This is a genomic window from Pseudoalteromonas sp. GB43, from assembly GCF_054923805.1.
The window spans coordinates 2,475,699-2,494,349 of sequence record NZ_JBPCHJ010000001.1 but is presented as its reverse complement, the minus strand read 5'-3'; the positions used below and the strand labels follow the sequence as shown (position 1 = coordinate 2,494,349).

The following is an 18,651-nucleotide window of genomic DNA, read 5'->3' as shown; positions in this document are numbered from 1 at the left end:
AAGTCCTTTTTATGACAAACAAATATACAATTATTTAACTGGTTAAAATACATACAATTCTTACCATTAATAATGGCTTAAAAAGGTTGACTAAATTTAATTGTGTGCGGCGAGTTTACTGCCTTGAAGTAGCATGGCGTTACAGGTAACATAGCCGCCTTTTTTCTTCATAGACGAGACATACATGAATTTTTCCTTAGGTCAGCGTTGGATCAGTGATACTGAGTCAGATTTAGGATTAGGCACCGTTGTTGCCCTTGAAGGCCGTCAGGTCAGCATTTTATTTCCAGCCAGTGGAGAAAACAGAGTTTATTCTTTAACAGAAGCGCCTGTTACTCGTGTCGCATTTAATCCAGGTGATATTATTCGCAGCGTTGAAGAGTGGGAATTAGAAGTTGAGTCTGTTGAAGAGCAAGGCGAGTTACTATGCTATCACGGCATTCGCGTTGATAATGGTGAAAAAGCGCAGTTAAAAGAAACCTTTTTAGATCACTTTATCAAATTCAATAAACCACAAGACCGTTTATTTGCAGGTCAAGTGGACCGCTTTGACCGCTATACCCTGCGCTACCAAACTTGGCAGCACCAGTTTGAGCGCCAACAATCTCCTTTAAAAGGTTTAATTGGTCAGCGTGCAAACCTTATTCCGCATCAGCTTTATATTGCACAAGAAGTGGGTAAACGTTTTGCACCACGCGTATTACTTTCTGATGAAGTAGGTTTAGGTAAAACCATTGAAGCAGGTATGATTTTACATCAACAGATCATCAGTGGCCGAGCTAGCCGTGTATTGATTGTTGTGCCTGAAAACTTACAGCATCAGTGGTTAGTCGAAATGCTACGCCGCTTTAACTTACGTTTTTCAATCTTTGATGAAGAGCGTTGTGATGAAGCATTTGCAGACTCACCAAACGTATTCGAAACAGAACAGTTAGTACTTACTAGCCTTGAGTTCTTAAGCAAGAAAAAACGTTGGTTTGAGCAAGCAACCCTGGCTGATTGGGATTTATTGGTTGTTGATGAAGCGCACCATTTAAGTATCAATAATGGTAAGCCAAGCACTGAATACCAACGTATGGCAGAGTTAAGCCAAGACATTCCGGGCCTTATCTTATTAACTGCAACGCCAGATCAACTTGGTCACCGCAGTCACTTTGCCCGCTTGCAATTACTCGACCCTGATCGTTTCTACGACTACGATGCGTTTGTTGAAGAAGAAAGCAACTACAAAGAGGTTGCTGAAGCTGCTAATCAATTACTAGGTGAAAAAGGCCTTGATGATGCATCTCGTGCAACATTAAAAGAGCTATTAAAAGAAACCGACATCACTGACCTTTTAACGAAAGCTGAGCAAGGTGATGAAGCGGCGCGCAACGAAATTTTATCAATGCTGCTGGACCGCCATGGTACGGGTCGTATTTTATTTAGAAATAGCCGCAGCGGTATTGATGGTTACCCAAGCCGTAAGCTTCATGCATACCCTATGACAATGCCTAAACAATATAAAACGGCGATGTCGGTACTGGGGAACATGGGCGGCATTCAAAATGCTGAACTAACGGCACTTCGCGCTCTATTTCCTGAAAAAATCTTCCAAGAGTTTGAAGGTGAAAATGCCAGTTGGGGCGCATTTGATCCACGTGTTGATTGGTTAATCGAAACATTAAAAACCCTTAAACACGAAAAAGTACTGCTTATCTGTGCTAAAGCCGAAACCGCACTTAGCCTAGAACAGATTTTACGCGAGCGTGAAGCAATTAAAGCCTCAGTTTTCCATGAAGGTATGTCGATTGTTGAACGTGACCGTGCAGCCGCTTACTTTGCCGACGAGTACGACAGCGCCCAAATTCTTCTTTGCTCTGAAATTGGTTCTGAAGGTCGTAACTTCCAATTCTCGCATCACTTAGTACTGTTTGATTTACCACTTAATCCAGACTTACTCGAGCAACGCATTGGTCGCCTTGACCGTATTGGTCAAACTCAAGACGTAAACATTCATGTGCCGTATTTTGAAAACACCGCACAAGAAGTGTTACTTCGTTGGTACAACGAAGGCTTAGATGCGTTTGAAACAACCTCGACAACAGGGCAAATGCTGTATAAAGAGTATGGCGAAGAACTACTTGAGTTTATTGGTGCACACAATTGCGACGAAGAAGAGCTAGACCCACTGCTAGAACAAGTGGCGGGTCAAAATGCCAAGCTTCGTAAGCAAATGGAAAGTGGTCGTGACCGCTTACTAGAGCTGCATTCGAGTGACCAAGGCCGAGCAGAAAGCCTTGTTGCTGATATCGAAGAATTAGACGACCAATTCACGCTACCAAGCTATATGATCAATGTGTTCGACACCTTTGGGGTAAGCCAAGAAGATAAAGGTGAAAATACCATTATCTTAAAACCAACTGAGCACATGCTAAACCCATCCTTCCCATGTTTGAAAGATGATGGCATCACAGTAACGTTTGATCGCAGCACCTCGCTTTCGCAAGAAGACGCCCATTTCATCAGCTGGGATCACCCAATGGTGCAAGGCAGCTTAGACATGATTTGTGATGATGACTTTGGTACTGCCTCTGTGGCGTTACTGAAAAACAAAAAGCTACCTGCTGGTACCTTCTTTGTTGAGCTCATTTTCATTGCGGAGGCGATGGCGCCTAAAGCACTTCAAGTTGGCCGCTTCTTGCCACCAACGCCTATTCGTATCTTATTAGATAAGGGCAGTAACAATCTGGCTGATAATGTTGCTTTTGATGCTTTCAATCAGCAGTTGTCTGCGGTTGGTCGCCAAACTGCAAGTAAATTAGCCAGCGCGCTACAAAGTGCCATTCACCCAATGATCACCAGCGCACAAGGCATGGCACAAACCAAGCTAGAAGCACTGCGTGCTGAATCACTAGAGAAAATGCAAACTGCACTCAGTGAAGAACAAGCTCGTTTAACGGCACTTAAGCAGATCAACCCAAATATTCGTGATGAAGAGCTTAGCTTTTTTGATAAGCAACGTAGTGAACTCACTACTTACATCGAAAAAGCCCAAGTTAAACTGGATGCAATTCGTTTAATTGTCGTTTCTCACTAACCCATTGGCTAGTGAGCGAAAGCTTTAAGGTTTGCTTAAAGCTTTCGACTCTCAATCTCGTTCATGCTAGTGAATTATTCTTAACAACTTCTCTAGCGTACTTTTATTTAACTCACCCATTTGTTCGTTATTACTTAGCGCATAAATAGCTCCTTCAACGGCACTTTCGTCGATGTCTTGCCGAGACTCTACTACGTTTGCCCAAAGTTCTAATTCATCGATATCGATTTCGCCGTCGATAACACGCTGTAAAACCTGACAGAAAACGTCTTGCGTTAGAATATACACATCACCTTGCGTGTCTGGAGTACTGGTAATTACTGAAATTGCCTCAAATCGGTTATCACCAAAACGGGCAAACTCATCTAATGCGTCTAATTTATCCATTTGCTATGCTTACCTTTTCAATCTCAAAGCATCTTTTTACTTAATGACAACCCTTACTTGCTCACAATGCAAAGCAACCCTTAACTGCCAAGCCGACAATATTAATGCCTGTTGGTGTAGTGAGCTGCCCAACATTTTACCACTCGATGAGGCAGCAACAGAGTGTTTATGCCGAGACTGCACTATAAACAAGATAAATTCATTTTTATCTAAACTTTACCAACAGCCCCTTGAACAGCAGCTTGCCTTTGCTAAGCCTTATTTTACTCAAGGTAATTTAATAGAAAATCTCGATTACACCATGCAAAACAACTACATGGTATTTAGCCGCTGGTTCTTTTTAAAACGCGGCCATTGCTGTAGTAATGGCTGTACTCATTGCCCTTATTCCGATAGCTGATCCCTCACAGAGTATTTATTCAATTATTTTGCATTTAATTGCAAATAACGCATGGACGACAAGAATAAAAATACATTATAATTGGATATAAATTCACTAAATCATCAATTTTTAAGCTTAAATCACTAGTAAAGTCTATTTTTTAAGCATAAATATACTGTAACTAAGTCGGAATCAATCATGAACACCTTTAAGCCTGCTCTACTTGCAAGTGCAATTTCTGCAGTTTTAATCAATAACAATATGGCGTTTGCTGCAGAAGATGCTATCGAAGTTGATAAATCAATTGAAACTATTCAAATTACTGCAACACGACGTGCAGGCTCTGTACAAGATGCACCGCTCAATATCACAGCGCTCAATGGCGATGTAATTAGCGACCAAAACATTGGCGATCTAGAAGATGTCGCACGCTGGGTACCTGGCTTAACAATTTCTGATCAAGGTGGCCGTGAAGGTTCTCCGATTATCGTTCGTGGTTTGAATACAAATACTTCTGACCGTATTTCTGATAGTGGCACAGTGGCAACCTATGTTGGTGAAATTCCACTTAGCATCGACTTACGTTTAACTGATGTTGACCGTGTTGAAGTGTTAATTGACCGCAAGGTACACTGTATGGTGCAGGTACTTTAGGTGGTGCAATTCGTTACTTACTAAAGCAACCTGAGCTTGATATCACCGAAGGTAAGGTTACCGGCGATGTATTTAGCATTAACGAAAGTGACGGCACAGGTGGTGAGTTTGGTGTGGTATTCAACACCCCGCTAATTGAAGAAAAATTAGCGCTTCGTGCTAGCTTAAACTATTACGATAACCCGGGTTACATTGACTACACCCACGTGGTTCAAGAACCGGGTGTATCAAACCCAAATCCTGACTTTTCAGACAGCAGCGATGTAAATGCCAACTTAAAAAGCGTAAGCGATGTTAATGATGAGCAAATCACCACAGCACGTTTATCACTTCGCTGGCTTGCAACCGAAGATGTTGATGCAACGCTTAACTACTTCTATCAAAAGCAAGAAAATGGTGGTAACTCGACATCGCAATACGGCTCTCTTGCTGATAGCAGTGCGCTACAAGGGATTCCTGGAAAATACGAAAACGTAGCTCGTGTACTTGAGCCTGGTGAAGAAGAAAACGATTTATTAAGTTTAGAAGTAAAAGCAGATCTTGGTTTTGCTGAGCTGGTATCTGCATCTGGTTGGTCTAGCTATGAGCAGTCTGGTCAGCGCGATCAAACTGATCTACTTTACGATATTTGGTCAGGTTATGCCGACTTCCCTGCATTTGTTGGCTACACGCACGATACCTCAGATCGCGATACCTTTACGCAAGAGCTTCGTTTAGTGTCAAATAGCAATAGCGCTTTTAACTGGATTATAGGAGGCTTCTACAACAAAGTAGAAAGTCACTCAGATGACCGTGAGTATACGCCGGGTCTGACTGAGTACTGGGGTGGTGGTATTCCTAATGTTGAACAAGATCTTGAGTACATTCTAATTTCAGATAGTGAAACCACTGAAAAAGCACTTTTTGGTGAAATCGGCTACAGCATTACAGATCAGTTTGATGTAACTTTAGGTGCTCGTTTTTACGAATACGATGTATCAACAACGTCAGGCTCTGCAACACCGCTTTATTCTGGTGATTTTGATTCACTAGATAACCTTGTTATGGAAAATGTGAGCGCTAGTGATAACGGTAACTTATTTAAGTTTAATGCTAACTATACATTCGATAATGGTGTACTTGCTTACTTTACAGTGAGTGAAGGCTTCCGTATTGGTGGTGGTAACGGTATTGCTCCTTGCCCTGATGTATTACCTGAGCAACAAATTGTTTGTGCCCTGCCAAACGAAGAAGATTACAAACCAGATACAACAGTCAACTACGAGCTAGGCTTTAAGTCATCATGGTTACGTAACCGCCTACATTTCAATGCGGCTCTATTTAATGTTGATTGGAAAGATGCGCAAGTGGGTAGTAGCACTGTAAATGGTCAAGAATTAATTACCTCGAACGCGGGCACTGCAAATTCAAAAGGTGTTGAGCTTTCTACTCGCGCTATGATTGGTGATAACTGGGCTGCATATGCGACATACGCGTATGCAAAGGCTGAATTGACAGAAGATGCACCTGAGTTATTAGGGATTCTAGTTGATGAAGAGGTAATAGAGTACCAAAGCTACTATGATGGCGCTAAGGGCGACCGTTTACCGGGCGCTCCTGAGCATCAATTCTCGTTTGGTCTTCGTTACGAGCAAGATATCCTAGGCGATAAGTTATTAAGCGTAAACTACGGTATCACAGCGCAAAGCGATGTGATCACCAAAGTAGGTTTAAAAGCAGACGGCGAAGTATTACCTGGTTATGCACTAAGTAACTTATCTGCAAAAATTACCAGTGATATGTGGTCTGCAACGCTTTACGTAGACAACTTATTCGATAAGTACGCATTCACTTCTGTACGTCGTGATAAGTCTTGGGCAGGTATGTCACAATATGCTGAGCTTAACAAAGAGCTACCTGAGCTACAGCGTGTTTATGGTCACTACACCACCGCGCCTCGTACTATCGGTATGAAGTTTAGCTACAACTTTGAGCTGTAATTAAACATCACCATAAAAGCCTTGCCGCCTTTAGGCAGGGCTTTTTAATACCTGAAAATAATTAATTGATATACTATGCGCTTATGCTAAATGATACCCAACAAGCGCTTCGCGCTCATATCCAACAGTTGTTAAACAACAAGCAACTAAACGATGCACATCACCTACTTGTGCAGCGCCTAAAACAAAATCCTGAAGACCACGTTTGTTACTTTTTACTCAGCGAAGTCAACACCGCAGCTGGCGATATCAACAAAGCAATTAAGCTGCTTGAGAAAGCACTAAGCCTAGCCCCTTTTGCGATTTATCATTTAGCACTTGCCAAGTTATACGTACTGTTAGGTAAAGTAAGTAATGCAGCTGTGCATTATCAAAGTGCTAAACAAACAGCTGACTTTAGTGCCACTGATTTTGATACATTAGCCAACATTGCGACCCGTTTAGGGCATTATGACGACGCTCTTAGCTTTCAACAAGCAGCCTACCAGCGCAATAAAGATAACCCACAAATTAGCTATAATTTGGCGGTGTGTTATAAAATTCACGGACTGTTCGATGCAGCTAAAAGCTTGCTTCAGCAACTAACCACAAAGCAACCTCGCTTTTATCAAGCCCACTACTCGCAGGCTGAACTCAATACTGTTATAGATGCAGAGCAACATATCCAAAAACTACAAGCCTTGGCGGATAAAGAAAAAAGCATTGTTGAACAACAAGTGTATTTTCATAGTCTTGCTCTTAATTATGAGCACCTTAATGACTACAAAAATGCATTTAAATACTTTGCACTAAGTAAGCAAGCGATAGCCGGTAAACTTAATTATCAAGCCACACAGCATCGCCATTTTTGTCAAAAACTTATTACTCAGAGCAAACAGCAAGCAATTAAAAGTAGTGACTCTGAGGTCTCACCGGTTTTTGTTGTTGGCATGCCCCGCTCTGGTACAACCTTAGTTGAGAAAATCCTTAATCAAAGTTCAAAACTGCAAGGGGTTGGGGAATTAAACGATATTGCGCAACTCATACAGCACGCCACGCAATCAACTCGTGTAATTGACAGCGAAATGCTCGATAAGGCATATCAATCTGAGGCGATAAAGACAGCACTGGCTAGCTATCAACAGAGAGCCGAGCTACTAAGTGGCGACCTAAGAAGTTGTGATAAACAGCCATTTAACTTTTACTATATTGATTTTATTTTAGCGGCTTTTCCTAATGCTAAAATCGTTTGTATGCAGCGGGGCTGGCAAGATTGCAGCATCGCCAATTTTAGGCAGATGTATAGCCCACAAAGTGTGTTCCATCACTACAGTTTTACACTTGAAGATATTATCTCGTTCCATCAAGATTACTCGGCATTAGTCAGTCATTTTGCCAACAAGTATCCTGAGAACGTTTTTTTGCAAAGCTATGAGCAATTGGTGACAGAGCCTACCCCACAAACTCAAAAGCTCTATGCGTTTTGTGATTTAAGCTGGCAGGAAAACTGCCTGACTTTTTATAAAAACAATGCAGCATCAGCCACAGCGAGTAAAAAGCAAATTCGCCAGCCACTGAATAAAAACAGCATCGGCAGCTGGCAAAATTACGCTGAGTTTATTGGTGCGGACCTGTTTCAATAGGTAGGTCGTGACGAGCGCCCCACTCACTCCATGAGCCATCGTAAACACGTAAGTTAGCGTAACCGCATTCATCGGCACACAATGCAATTGCGCAAGCGGTTACACCTGAACCACAGCTAAACTGCAACTGGGTGTGATGCGGCGCTATGTGTTGCTCAAATAATGCCTGCAACTCGCTTAGCGATTTAAGCTCACCGTTATTTAGCACTGTTGCAAGAGATAAACTGCGACTATTTGGAATATGACCACTGCGCATGCCTTCGCGCGGCTCAGCGTGTTCACCGGTAAAGCGCTCATAAGGACGAGCATCAAGTGTTAGGGTGCTTTGTTCATCAAGTGAGTTAAGTACTTGCTCAGCACTGATGAAGTAATCAGCACGTGGGCTAGCAACAAAGTTGCCTTGACCAGAAGCAGCTGAGTAACTTGCTTGTGTTGCAAAGCCAAGTGCTTGCCACTTAGCCAAACCACCGCTTAAAACTTTTACATTATCAAAGCCCATTGCTTTAAACATCCACCACGCACGGGCAGAACTGAACAAACCTTGGTCTTCATAAATCACAACTAGAGAGTCTTGGTTAACCCCTGCAAGCTGCATTTGCTTTTCAAATTGCTCGCTACTACACATCATACTTGGTACAGGATTACTGTTATCTGCTAGCGTTTTTTTGAAATCAAAACGCTGTGCATTGGGAAGCATCGCCTTAGGTGCATATTCTCCCGGTAAACCAGGGCGTACCATTCCTGCATCAAAAATAACCAAATTATCGTGACTTAAGTGCTCGTTAAGCCATTCTGGCGAGACGATGTTCTTCATTAGCTTTCCTTTTGCGATAGCTGTGCAAATGTATCTTGCTGAGTTAAACGCTTTTCGACCGCTTCAACATGCTCCGTTGTACATTCTTTCCAAACACCGGGCAAGCAATACACATGCTTTAAGTAGGTAAAAAACTTATCTCTCAGAATACTATTAGGCTGCCAGCCATTCTGCAGTTTTTCTAAGCACTTAACCAAAGTAGCTTGTTCACTTGCGTGTAGTACAAGCTCATCAATGTTGTAACAAGCAAGCCCTAAGGTAATTACTTTTTTATCAAGTAATAAAGATTCTAAGCCAACGGTCGAGTTAATGGTGATCACAGCCTCAGCATTATCAATAAGTTCTCGAGTACAATTTCCGTTGGCAAAAACGGCAACATCATCTTTGTCGTACAAATGTTCATAGTGCTTATGCCATGAAGGGTGCTCTTTAAAAACAACTTTAAGTTCTGGATCATTTAACTTTTTTACGGCTGAAACAACAGCATCGTAATACTCTTCCATGGACTTAAGCCAAGGAGAATAACAAGCTATTTGGGTGTCATGTGGAACTTGAAATGGCACAAATAAGTATTTTTTGGGTAACTCAATTGCGTCAAACTTACAGCGCTTCTTATGAGCCGCTCTTGGAATTAAATCAGGCGCAGAAAATGGCAACTTCCTTTGCGGATCAAAGTTTAAATAAAATTGACTATCTCGCGGTACAGAAGCCGCAAAGTTAATACCTTTAGGATCTAAGCTTGTTGTTCCGGGCAATAACCCATTTTCATAGAAATAGGTGGTCACTCCTAATGCCTTAGCAGCCATACAAACAGTAACATTAGGTAATTTATTACCATTCCAAATAACTAGCGCTTGTGGGGATTCTGACTGCAATAAATCATAATACTTGGCAAACCGGCATCGCTCTACTAAATACATCAAAGCAGAGTAACTTTTGATTATCAGTGGGTTCTTCCATAGCTTGTTTCGAGCTTGTTTTCGTAAGAGTTGTTCCGCAATTATTTTATTAAAATCAACTTTTTTCGCCTTACTAAAGTATTTTAAAGCAGTAAATCTAGGCAAGCCCATGCAATGCACTTTACTCTTTAAAGGCAGCTTCCTAGTGAGTTTTTTGTAATAGCGGGCGTGCACATTATTGCGAGAGATAAATAAAAAAGCCATTTACACATCTTATTTTTGATTGAACGTTAGCGCATATAGCAATTTTATTAATTATAAATGACAGTTGGAAGGTTGCCTTACAACTTCGATTATTTCTGTTGTAGAGATAGAGGGAGTTCGCTCTAGATAAGTTACATCACAAATTTGGTTAAATTGATCAAATTGACCAGCCCAATCATCCCCCATAACTAGCAAGTGAGCTTGATGATCTTTGATATACTCACCTTTTAATTCTAGAGAATGCTCTACAAATACCTCATCGACACACTTCAATGAACTAATAATTTTCAGCCTATCAGCTTCACTATATACGGGCTTTCGACCTTTCTTAGAGAAGTTTAGTTCATCAGAAGATACACCAACAATCAAATAATCTCCTAACGCTTTAGCTCGTTCTAATATATTGATGTGTCCCACATGAAAAATATCGAACGTGCCAAATGTAATTACCCGCTTCATTGATGCTCCTCTAAATAAGATACAATTCTCTTAGCAGAGTGACCATCGGTAATACCTGCCAGCTTATAAACAATTTCTTTTCTTTTTTCTTTAAATTCAGCTGATTCATTAAAACTTGAACTTAATAAATACTTTAAATCTTTATAACTTCCTGCACGAGCACATAACTCATTAAAGTACTTGATATCTTCATCAAGCCGAGCTTTTAGCCTATAAGAAAAAATACCTCTGTAAGACCAGCGCAGCTTATAGAAATCACACCATATTACAGGCTTTTCTAATGCTGCAAACTCAAATATGGCTGACGATGCATCAGAAATCATTATATCAGCAAGTTCTAAAAAAGGAGTAAGGTCAAAATCGTACTCATTCGCAAGGTAAACATTCTTAGCGTTATCCACTTATCGAGTTTTAGACGTTGTTTTTTATATTTTTTCTTAAACAAACTAAAGAAATGAGGCTTAACGATAATATTAAATTCATCAAAATGCTCAGGGAAATCATCGCTAAAACATTCTAAAGAACTTGGATAAAAAGTAGGCGCATACAGCAAGGTTTTCTTTGTTGGATCTAGGCCTAGGTTTTTGAGGTTAATAGTACCAAGAGTCTGATTAATAATAGGGTCTAATTTTGCGTAGCCACTATCAATAAAGTTACCTTCGGGATAGAGCATTTTTAAACGTTGTAGTCGGTGTTCACCTTCAACAAACCGCACTGTCATCTTGTTGTTTGATACGTCGTAATAGCATTGCTTTGGGCCGATTCCATGCTGCATCAGTACAGTCTTTTTATTTAAATTCTCAGCACCTACGAACGTATTTCCAAATACAACCCAATCTGCATCTGAGTTCTGATAAAAGTCAAAGGTTTCACTCGCACTCGTTAACCATTTTGCAACTATTGCGTTTTTATCTATAAAGTCACAACATACAGCACGACTACACTCATCTTGTTCTTTATAGAAAACCATCGAAACTTTGTGGCCTTTTTCTTTTAACTCCTTTAAAACAGGCAGGTATTGTGGAATATAATATAGATGTTGAACATCAAAATATAACTGCATCATTTACAACTTAATAACTTAAATCAATAGCCATTGTACATAAATTACATTTTTGTTTCAGCCCACAATTGAAGTTTGTACAAGCTAAATATCAATTATCTCAGGGCGAAGGGGTGCTAAGCGACTAAGAATTTTATTTTGTACTGTTTGTGGAATCTGTTGTTCGTCCATAGCATTAATCAAAAGCTCTACCACACGGTTAAAGTCTTTTTTTGAGATATTCATTCCAGTGTGTATATCAACCATGTTATCGCCTTTGTATTCACAAGGACCGTCGGTGACACTACACAAATGAGTGATAAAGCCTTGGCGAAAATGCGCAACATTGCTTTGTTTAAAATAAGCTAAAATCTGTTCGTCATGGCCTATTTGATTGATAAAACTTTCAACCAATTTTTCAACCCCTTGTTTACCATTAAGTTGCTGGTACAAGGTGCCATTATTGCTACTTACGCAACCCACAAGCATAACGGTAAATACAAATGTAAAAAGTGTTTTTATCATCACCAATACCCTGTTACTGATAAGTACCAACCAGTTTGGTCTTCAGCACCAGCAATACTTCCTAAGTCTAACCAAGCAGCGGTGATGCTAACATACTTATTAGGAAACCAAGCCACAAATACATCCTGCCAATCTTGCTCTCCTAAACCAAGGTTATTGGACTTTACCCGATACTCAACGCCCAAAGCTATTTCATGGGTTAAAAACACCGCTGTAGATGCTTCAAACAACAATTTTTTATCACTATCAGGACCGCCAAAACCTAACAAACCTAGCTGATTGGCATCGCTATAACGAAAGGTGGTGTTCCAAAACCAATTATACCCTGCAAGCGCCCCTAAATGTAATTTACTAGCAGCAAGGTAAATATCGGTACCGCTGGTATCTTTTGCACCTAATAAACTAGCAATACTGCCATCATCTAAAGACTTATGCTGCACACCTAAACTTAATTGCGGCCATTTACTGTAAACAATGTCACCATATAAGCGTACTTTTGCCCCGGTAATTGATTGCTCAATATCGGTATTTAATGCGGGAACTTCGAAACGTTGCTCCGCATAACTAAATTCCACGCGATCATAAACATTTAGCTGCGCACCACAAACATCTAAGCGGTAATCACTTACATTTGCACGACTGCAAAAGCCATTCAAAGCGATTTCATCATCACTTGCATAGCCTGCGAGCTGAGCCCATGGAACAATCCCACCACCCGCACTGCCTTCAACCTGAGAGACTCCGGGCGTTGCTAATAATTTACCTGAAGCTGCAAACCCTGAACTTGTAAAAACAATGAAAGTTAGTCCAAATAGCCAATTAAGATGCTTCATTATAGACCTCTAGCCATTGTAAAAACTGCTCTGATTTTAGTGGCCTGCTCAAGTAATACCCTTGCGCATAATCGCACTTCATTAGTTTCAAAAAGTCTAAAGAAGCTTTATTTTCAACACCTTCTGCAACGACAGAGAAACCTAGCTGATGACCTAAGTTTATTGTTGATTCAACAATATACTGATTCTGTTTAGATTGCTCCAATTGAAGAATAAAGCATTTATCTAACTTAAGTTCATCGATAGGTAGTAATTTCAAGCGACCCAATGAAGTTTGCCCAACACCATAATCATCTAGCGATATTTTTACCCCAAGTGATTTTAGGTTTTCTAATGCTTTAATACCTTGTTCTTCATTTTCTATCATGTCACGTTCTGTCAGCTCTATTGTAATAAGCTGTCCATTAACATCATTCTCTTTTAATTGTTTTGCCAAATGAGAGAAAAAGCTTGGGAAGGCAATATCTTGAGCCGAAACATTGATAGCGGCTTGCATAATAATGCCTTGTTCTTGCCACCTTGCGACTTGAGTGACAACTGTTTTAACTACCCAAGCAGTCAAATCAACAATAACACCTGACTGCTCAGCTAAATCAATGAATAGCTCCGGTGATACCCACTGCCCATCCTTTCTTTGCCAACGGATCAGCGCTTCCACTTTATCGATCTTAGAGGTGTTTAAATTTAGCTTTGGTTGATAAGTCATAAACAATTGGCCATCGTCTGCTTGTAATGCATGTTTTAATTCATCAATAATTGCCAACCGTTCCAGATACTCTTCATCTTCGCCGTTTTGATAATAATGAACATTCTTCTTTTTTGACGAAGCTGTATCAATTGCGATTAAAACTCGGCGCATTAGATCATCGGGCTTAACTCCCTCAAAGGTACAATGAACTACACCAGCGCTAAATCGCAAGGTAATATTCAAGCCTTGAATAGTGTAACCGACTTGTAGCTGAGCCATTAAATCCATGACTCCACTTTTTAATTGCTCTGCTTTTCCACTTGGAAATAAGGTTAAAAACTCATCTCCACCTATGCGTGCATTAACTCCACCAAGCGGCTCAGAATACTCACTAATACGTTCAGCAACTTCTCTTAAACAATCATCTCCAATACGAGGGCCAAGTTTGTCATTGATATGCCGCAAACCTCTTATATCAATAGCAACTAAAGTATATTCAGTGCCTTGCCCTAATAGCGATTCCATAATTTCCAACATGGCACTGCGTGTTAAAAACCCTGTTAACGTATCATGACTTGCTTGAAAGTTGATTTGTCGTTCACGTTCTTTAATGTCATTACCCATATTATTGAATGCATCAACTAACGTCGTAATTTCAGTACTTTGCTTTTTTCCTATAAATTCAGCTTTGTAGTTACCCCGCGCGAATTGCTGAGCAAGTAAAGTAAGTTTAGAAAGCGGTGTGGTAAGGTTTTTAGCCAAAATCCCACTAGCTAAAACACCAATCACAACTGTGATAGCTGCTAATGAAATAATAGTAAAAAAGAGCTGCTCAAATTCAAGATAACTTCGAGTTAAATCGGCACTTAGTAGCACTGATACTTTATGCCCAGAAACCGAAGGTAGCTCAACAAGGCGATTACGATAAACTGGCTTTTCCCCAAAAATTCGCTGTGTAGATTTATTTTCAAAATGCCTAAGTACTGCATTATCTTCTGGCTTATCAACAAGAGAGGTTTCAACGACATCATCATCCTCTCCGATAAAACTTACATCCATAGTTGTAAGTTTTTTTAACTCTTCGGCAACTAGATCTGTGATTTCAAAACCAACCAAACTATATGCAACTGTTCTCGGTGCTCGAACTGGCAATATAATAACTTGATAAAGAGTCTGCTCGATAACAATGAAATTTGACTGCTCAGGGTTATCTAATAACTGCTTCATTAATGCCGTAAACTCATTTGGCATGTGAGCGAAATCCGTATTAGCAGAAACAAGCTCCCCAGATAAGTTTATGAGCATCATTAAATCAGCATTAATCCGCCTACTATGATTATTTAAGACACTGCTGATAGTATCGGCGTCTTGAGTTGCGACAGCTTGTTTAAAACCGAAATCTGCTGTTAACACTTTTGCAGCAGTTAGAAGAAGGCTCTCTTTCGCACTTAAATACTGGTTAAAAACATTCTCAGCAACATTAATATCTTCTAGAAGCTTTTGGTCATTAAAACGATTCGCAGACCACCAAGAACTAACTAGGCTGACTAAGCTTGTTAACAGAACAAGACCAACACATAAGGCAATAACTCGCCCTCTTAAACTATTAATCATTAGTACCCTTAAACATTTCTCCAAATGTATTTCGTGGTTTCGGCTCTATTGTAGTAATGACAATATCTGCAACCTGCGAAGAATCAGCAAATGTAATTGTTTTTTTCTGATCGATATCACTCTGTTGGTTTGGTTGCCATACCGTAAAGCTAACAGGAAATGTACTCACATTTAATTGAACCTTCCCATCTACGCTCGTTTTTAGCACTTCTGAACTATCTGCAACATAAATGTATCCGACCATTGAATCATGGATATTACAACCGAGAACAACAATCCCGGGTGATTCAAATTTTTCGGGTTTTTCAAACGCCGACCAGAGTAAAGTTTGATGTCAAATTGCTTTACAGTCGAGAATGAGTACACATGATGGCGAATATTATCACTATTTGGGAAGTCAACTAATTGCCCGTTTTGAATAACAAGTACTTTAGGAGTAAAGTGCTTATCAACCTGGTCCATGACGGCAACTGATAAGTTATCTTGGTGATTTAACTGCTGATCCTTAAACTCAATAACAGCATCTTTTAATGGCTCTCCAAATTGATCGCGTACAACAAAGGAAAAGTCCGCTGAAAGTACATTCATTGAGCCTAATAACAAAGCAACGTAACATACCCGGCTAAAAAAATTCGCAAACATCAACATAATTAATTAGTTCCGCTCTTAGTTCACAATTCAGTATAGATTAATCTATTGTTAAGTTATACCTAATCATTTCATTGATAGAGACCGGTTTTAGGCAAGAAAGTATTGACGAAAAACTTAAAACTTAGTGAATTAGTTACAGTAATAACTTTGCTTAGTGTTACTTTCGTTATCAATTAATCTGTAATGTCAGAAAGGTGGAGACTATTGGGATCATGTTTATCCCGTTTAATTACCTTATACATCATTCAGAAATGAGTACAGAAGGTAATAAAAAGCCAAGCAATGTTATTTGTGACAGCTTGGCTTTAAAAATAGCATTTTAGCTATGAATAAAATTAGTAAATGCCTATTAATCGTGCTTAATTAAGCCATAATCACTATCTAAAATTGCGATTACTTCATTTCTTGGGTCACTAGGAATAGTGATTTCTTGACCAATAATTTTACTCGCAATGCCAACGTAGGTATCAGACACTTCAAGCATCACTGATTCTGGCAAGGTGTAGTCTTTAGCAAGCTGCTCACGCTCGCCCATACGGTCTTTATTTAATAACACGTCGCTGTCTGGCACGTTATTAATTAATAACTGGCGGAAACCCTCTTTTGAGTTTTCAATGATTTTACCGTCACGGTAAGCTGGACCATCCCAGATACGTGATGAGTCTGGTGTGCCTACTTCATCGATATAGATAAGCTTATCTGAACCATCAATGTCTTCAACATAACCAAATTCAAATTTAGTATCGACAAAGATTTGATCAAGCTGTGCAAGTTCATCACTGATCAGCTTAAAGCCTTCAACAAGTAATTGCTCATATTTAGCGACATCATCTTCAGATTTGAAGTTAAAAACAGCTAAGTTATTCGTAATATTTTCACGGGTAATATTTACATCATCTACTTCAGGGATCTCAGCAACACCGGTAATAATGCCTTTCGTTGATGGCGTAATTAACACTTCATCTAACTTTTGGTTCGCAGCTAAGCCTTCTGGTAAATCAATACCACAGAAACTACGTGTACCTTTGGCGTAGTCACGCCACATACTGCCAGTAATATATTGGCGCGCAATGGCTTCAACTTTTACTGTACTTGCTTTACGCACAATCCATACATATGGATGTGGAATATCAACAATATGGTTACCAGCAAGACCTGCTTTATCAAATAACTTAAACCAATGAGACGCAACAGAGTTTAGCGCGATGCCTTTACCAGGCACCCCATTTAAACCGTTTTCACCTTGCCAAATACAATCAAACGCAGAAATACGGTCAGAAATAACCATAATAGCTAGCTCAGTTCCTTTTGGAACTTGATAACCTTTTTCATTAATTAAACGAGCACTGTCTTCATCCGTTAACCAATAAACTGAACGCACTTTACCACTGTGTACCGCACCTTTGGTACGGATCGGTAAATCATCGTTTACGTCTAAAACTTTATAGCTAGTCATGCTATCTCCGATAGTATTTGGCATGCTCATGTGAGCACATGTATGGGATTGGGGTTATGGCCGCCTATAATAATCTAGACGCCTTGAAAGCTCAATCATTGCACTATCATCAGCAGCCTGCGGACGTGATAAAAAACATAAAAATTTAAACTTCCAGTAATTTTGCTGTCATAAACATTATTTCGCTATAATAGCGACCTCGCAATAGGAGGTTTTCTTGGATTACTTAGCAGCTACCGCAAACAAAAAATACTTAATGTTTATTTCGCAGAACTATTCGTACGCGATCTTACGCCCATTACAACGGGAGATTTTAGCCCGAGGTGGCGAAGTTCGCTGGTTTTTGTACGGCGATGAAGTAAATCCAAACTTCCTTCACCAAGATGAGATTCGATTATTATCAGTAGATGAGCTCAAAGACTGGCGCCCAGATATCGTGTATGTACCAGGGAATGTGGTGCCGGATTTCATCCCTGGTAAAAAAGTGGCTGTTTTCCATGGTTTCAATTCAGGAAAGCGTATGAATAAAGGTGTTGATAATCACTTTAATATTCGAGGGTGCTTCGACTTATATTGCACTCAAGGTCCAACAACCACGACTACTTTTTTAGAGCTTGCCCAGCAACATGGATTCTTTAAAGTAAAAGAAACGGGCTGGACCGACGCTCGATCCTTACTTTAGTGAGATTGAAAACAATCCATACAAAAATCATGATGACAACAGAAAAACCTTATTGATTTGCTCGACTTTCTCAAGGCGCCTTTCTCTTGCACCTAAATTATACGAACAAATAAAAGCATACAGTGAACAAGGCAAGTGGCGAATTTTGGTGCAATTTCACCCAAAAATGCCAAGCGAGATTGTTGAACAATACAAGGCTCTACAAAACGACAATCTAACCTTTGTCGAGACTGATAACGTATTACCACTATTACAAGCAGCGGATGTTATGCTGTGTGATACCTCGTCTATTTTGCTTATGTTTATCTTACAAAGAAAACCTGTGGTGACTTTTTGTAATCATGGTGCTGGTGAGCATTTAGTTGATATTACAGATGCAGATAAAGTTGCCGAGGCAATTGACTATGCATTGAGTAAGCCTGCGGAATTAATGGCAAAAATCGAACACTTCTGCCAGCAACTGCATCCTTACCAAGACGGCTTATCGAGTCAACGTGTACTTGCTGCTAGCAATGAATTACTATTGAGCAATCCTGCACTTAAGCCGAAACCACGTAATTTTATTCGTAATTTTAAAATGCGCAAAGAGTTAAATTACTGGCGATGGTAACAATTCATAGG

The 18,651-nt window shown here is 39.9% G+C and carries 14 protein-coding genes and 2 pseudogenes; 5 read left to right on the top strand and 11 right to left on the bottom strand.

Annotation, left to right across the window (positions count from 1 at the left end; all coding sequences use genetic code 11):
• Positions 1 to 184: 184 nt before the first annotated feature.
• Positions 185 to 3,079 (top strand): RNA polymerase-associated protein RapA, encoded by a 2,895-nt coding sequence (gene rapA, locus ACRWSG_RS11865; RefSeq protein ID WP_462166367.1) that lies wholly within the window; start codon positions 185 to 187, stop codon positions 3,077 to 3,079.
• A 66-nt stretch (positions 3,080 to 3,145) separates the two neighbouring features.
• Here rapA and ACRWSG_RS11860 read toward each other — a convergent pair whose 3' ends face one another.
• The gene (locus tag ACRWSG_RS11860) at positions 3,146 to 3,466 is read right to left on the bottom strand and encodes a hypothetical protein (protein WP_199530232.1); all 321 of its coding nucleotides are present in this window, start codon (positions 3,464 to 3,466) and stop codon (positions 3,146 to 3,148) included.
• A gap of 43 nt (positions 3,467 to 3,509) precedes the next feature.
• On the opposite strand from ACRWSG_RS11860, the gene ACRWSG_RS11855 reads away from it, so the two are divergent.
• From ACRWSG_RS11855 to ACRWSG_RS11845, 3 genes and pseudogenes are all read left to right on the top strand, one after another.
• Positions 3,510 to 3,866 (top strand): DUF5522 domain-containing protein, encoded by a 357-nt coding sequence (locus tag ACRWSG_RS11855; RefSeq protein WP_462166365.1) that lies wholly within the window; start codon positions 3,510 to 3,512, stop codon positions 3,864 to 3,866.
• A gap of 180 nt (positions 3,867 to 4,046) precedes the next feature.
• Positions 4,047 to 6,481 (top strand): annotated as a pseudogene (locus tag ACRWSG_RS11850) (TonB-dependent receptor).
• Positions 6,482 to 6,564: 83 nt separating this feature from the next.
• Positions 6,565 to 8,103 (top strand): tetratricopeptide repeat-containing sulfotransferase family protein, encoded by a 1,539-nt coding sequence (locus tag ACRWSG_RS11845; protein ID WP_462166364.1) that lies wholly within the window; start codon positions 6,565 to 6,567, stop codon positions 8,101 to 8,103.
• On the opposite strand, the gene ACRWSG_RS11840 is transcribed toward ACRWSG_RS11845, so the two are convergent.
• The 10 genes from ACRWSG_RS11840 to ACRWSG_RS11795 all read right to left on the bottom strand — a co-directional run bounded on the left by ACRWSG_RS11840 (position 8,078) and on the right by ACRWSG_RS11795 (position 17,348).
• On the bottom strand, positions 8,078 to 8,917 hold the full coding sequence (locus tag ACRWSG_RS11840; RefSeq protein WP_462166363.1) for a sulfurtransferase: 840 nt from the start codon (positions 8,915 to 8,917) through the stop codon (positions 8,078 to 8,080). The genes ACRWSG_RS11845 and ACRWSG_RS11840 overlap by 26 nt on opposite strands.
• Complete coding sequence (locus ACRWSG_RS11835) at positions 8,917 to 9,987, bottom strand: capsular polysaccharide export protein, LipB/KpsS family (RefSeq protein WP_235523687.1); 1,071 nt, start codon at positions 9,985 to 9,987, stop codon at positions 8,917 to 8,919. Before ACRWSG_RS11835 ends, ACRWSG_RS11840 begins: the two co-directional genes overlap by 1 nt.
• A 144-nt stretch (positions 9,988 to 10,131) precedes the next feature.
• Entirely contained in the window at positions 10,132 to 10,539 is a 408-nt protein-coding gene (locus ACRWSG_RS11830; protein ID WP_054552692.1) for an adenylyltransferase/cytidyltransferase family protein, read from the bottom strand.
• Positions 10,536 to 10,862, bottom strand: a complete 327-nt coding sequence (locus tag ACRWSG_RS11825) for a CDP-glycerol glycerophosphotransferase family protein (RefSeq protein ID WP_462166362.1) — start codon at positions 10,860 to 10,862, stop codon at positions 10,536 to 10,538. Before ACRWSG_RS11825 ends, ACRWSG_RS11830 begins: the two co-directional genes overlap by 4 nt.
• Positions 10,863 to 10,876: 14 nt before the next feature.
• A complete protein-coding gene (locus tag ACRWSG_RS11820; RefSeq protein ID WP_462166361.1) occupies positions 10,877 to 11,605 on the bottom strand; it encodes a hypothetical protein in 729 nt (242 codons plus the stop codon).
• A gap of 81 nt (positions 11,606 to 11,686) precedes the next feature.
• Positions 11,687 to 12,106 (bottom strand): group I truncated hemoglobin, encoded by a 420-nt coding sequence (locus ACRWSG_RS11815; RefSeq protein ID WP_194441943.1) that lies wholly within the window; start codon positions 12,104 to 12,106, stop codon positions 11,687 to 11,689.
• Positions 12,106 to 12,939, bottom strand: coding sequence for a DUF3034 family protein (locus ACRWSG_RS11810; RefSeq protein WP_194441945.1), 834 nt, complete (start codon positions 12,937 to 12,939; stop codon positions 12,106 to 12,108). The genes ACRWSG_RS11815 and ACRWSG_RS11810 overlap by 1 nt, the downstream gene beginning before the upstream one ends.
• Positions 12,926 to 15,241 carry an EAL domain-containing protein gene (locus ACRWSG_RS11805; RefSeq protein ID WP_462166359.1) on the bottom strand — a complete coding sequence of 772 codons (2,316 nt, stop codon included), beginning with the start codon at positions 15,239 to 15,241 and terminating at the stop codon, positions 12,926 to 12,928. Before ACRWSG_RS11805 ends, ACRWSG_RS11810 begins: the two co-directional genes overlap by 14 nt.
• 201 nt (positions 15,242 to 15,442) lie before the next feature.
• Entirely contained in the window at positions 15,443 to 15,889 is a 447-nt protein-coding gene (locus ACRWSG_RS11800) for a cupredoxin domain-containing protein (RefSeq protein ID WP_462166358.1), read from the bottom strand.
• Between the two features lie 352 nt (positions 15,890 to 16,241).
• Positions 16,242 to 17,348 (bottom strand): phosphoribosylaminoimidazolesuccinocarboxamide synthase, encoded by a 1,107-nt coding sequence (locus ACRWSG_RS11795; protein ID WP_138598860.1) that lies wholly within the window; start codon positions 17,346 to 17,348, stop codon positions 16,242 to 16,244.
• A gap of 256 nt (positions 17,349 to 17,604) precedes the next feature.
• Between ACRWSG_RS11795 and ACRWSG_RS11790 the strand changes: the two are divergent.
• Positions 17,605 to 18,640: pseudogene (locus ACRWSG_RS11790) on the top strand (CDP-glycerol glycerophosphotransferase family protein).
• Positions 18,641 to 18,651 lie beyond the last annotated feature (11 nt).

Bases quoted from the DNA above. Each gene is read 5' to 3' on its own strand.
- rapA (WP_462166367.1), top strand. From the start codon at position 185: ATGAATTTTTCCTTAGGTCAGCGTTGGATCAGTGATACTGAGTCAGAT.
- ACRWSG_RS11860 (WP_199530232.1), bottom strand. From the start codon at position 3,466: ATGGATAAATTAGACGCATTAGATGAGTTTGCCCGTTTTGGTGATAAC.
- ACRWSG_RS11855 (WP_462166365.1), top strand. From the start codon at position 3,510: ATGACAACCCTTACTTGCTCACAATGCAAAGCAACCCTTAACTGCCAA.
- ACRWSG_RS11845 (WP_462166364.1), top strand. From the start codon at position 6,565: ATGCTAAATGATACCCAACAAGCGCTTCGCGCTCATATCCAACAGTTG.
- ACRWSG_RS11840 (WP_462166363.1), bottom strand. From the start codon at position 8,917: ATGAAGAACATCGTCTCGCCAGAATGGCTTAACGAGCACTTAAGTCAC.
- ACRWSG_RS11835 (WP_235523687.1), bottom strand. From the start codon at position 9,987: ATGGGCTTGCCTAGATTTACTGCTTTAAAATACTTTAGTAAGGCGAAA.
- ACRWSG_RS11830 (WP_054552692.1), bottom strand. From the start codon at position 10,539: ATGAAGCGGGTAATTACATTTGGCACGTTCGATATTTTTCATGTGGGA.
- ACRWSG_RS11825 (WP_462166362.1), bottom strand. From the start codon at position 10,862: ATGATTTCTGATGCATCGTCAGCCATATTTGAGTTTGCAGCATTAGAA.
- ACRWSG_RS11820 (WP_462166361.1), bottom strand. From the start codon at position 11,605: ATGATGCAGTTATATTTTGATGTTCAACATCTATATTATATTCCACAA.
- ACRWSG_RS11815 (WP_194441943.1), bottom strand. From the start codon at position 12,106: ATGATAAAAACACTTTTTACATTTGTATTTACCGTTATGCTTGTGGGT.
- ACRWSG_RS11810 (WP_194441945.1), bottom strand. From the start codon at position 12,939: ATGAAGCATCTTAATTGGCTATTTGGACTAACTTTCATTGTTTTTACA.
- ACRWSG_RS11805 (WP_462166359.1), bottom strand. From the start codon at position 15,241: ATGATTAATAGTTTAAGAGGGCGAGTTATTGCCTTATGTGTTGGTCTT.
- ACRWSG_RS11800 (WP_462166358.1), bottom strand. From the start codon at position 15,889: ATGTTGATGTTTGCGAATTTTTTTAGCCGGGTATGTTACGTTGCTTTG.
- ACRWSG_RS11795 (WP_138598860.1), bottom strand. From the start codon at position 17,348: ATGACTAGCTATAAAGTTTTAGACGTAAACGATGATTTACCGATCCGT.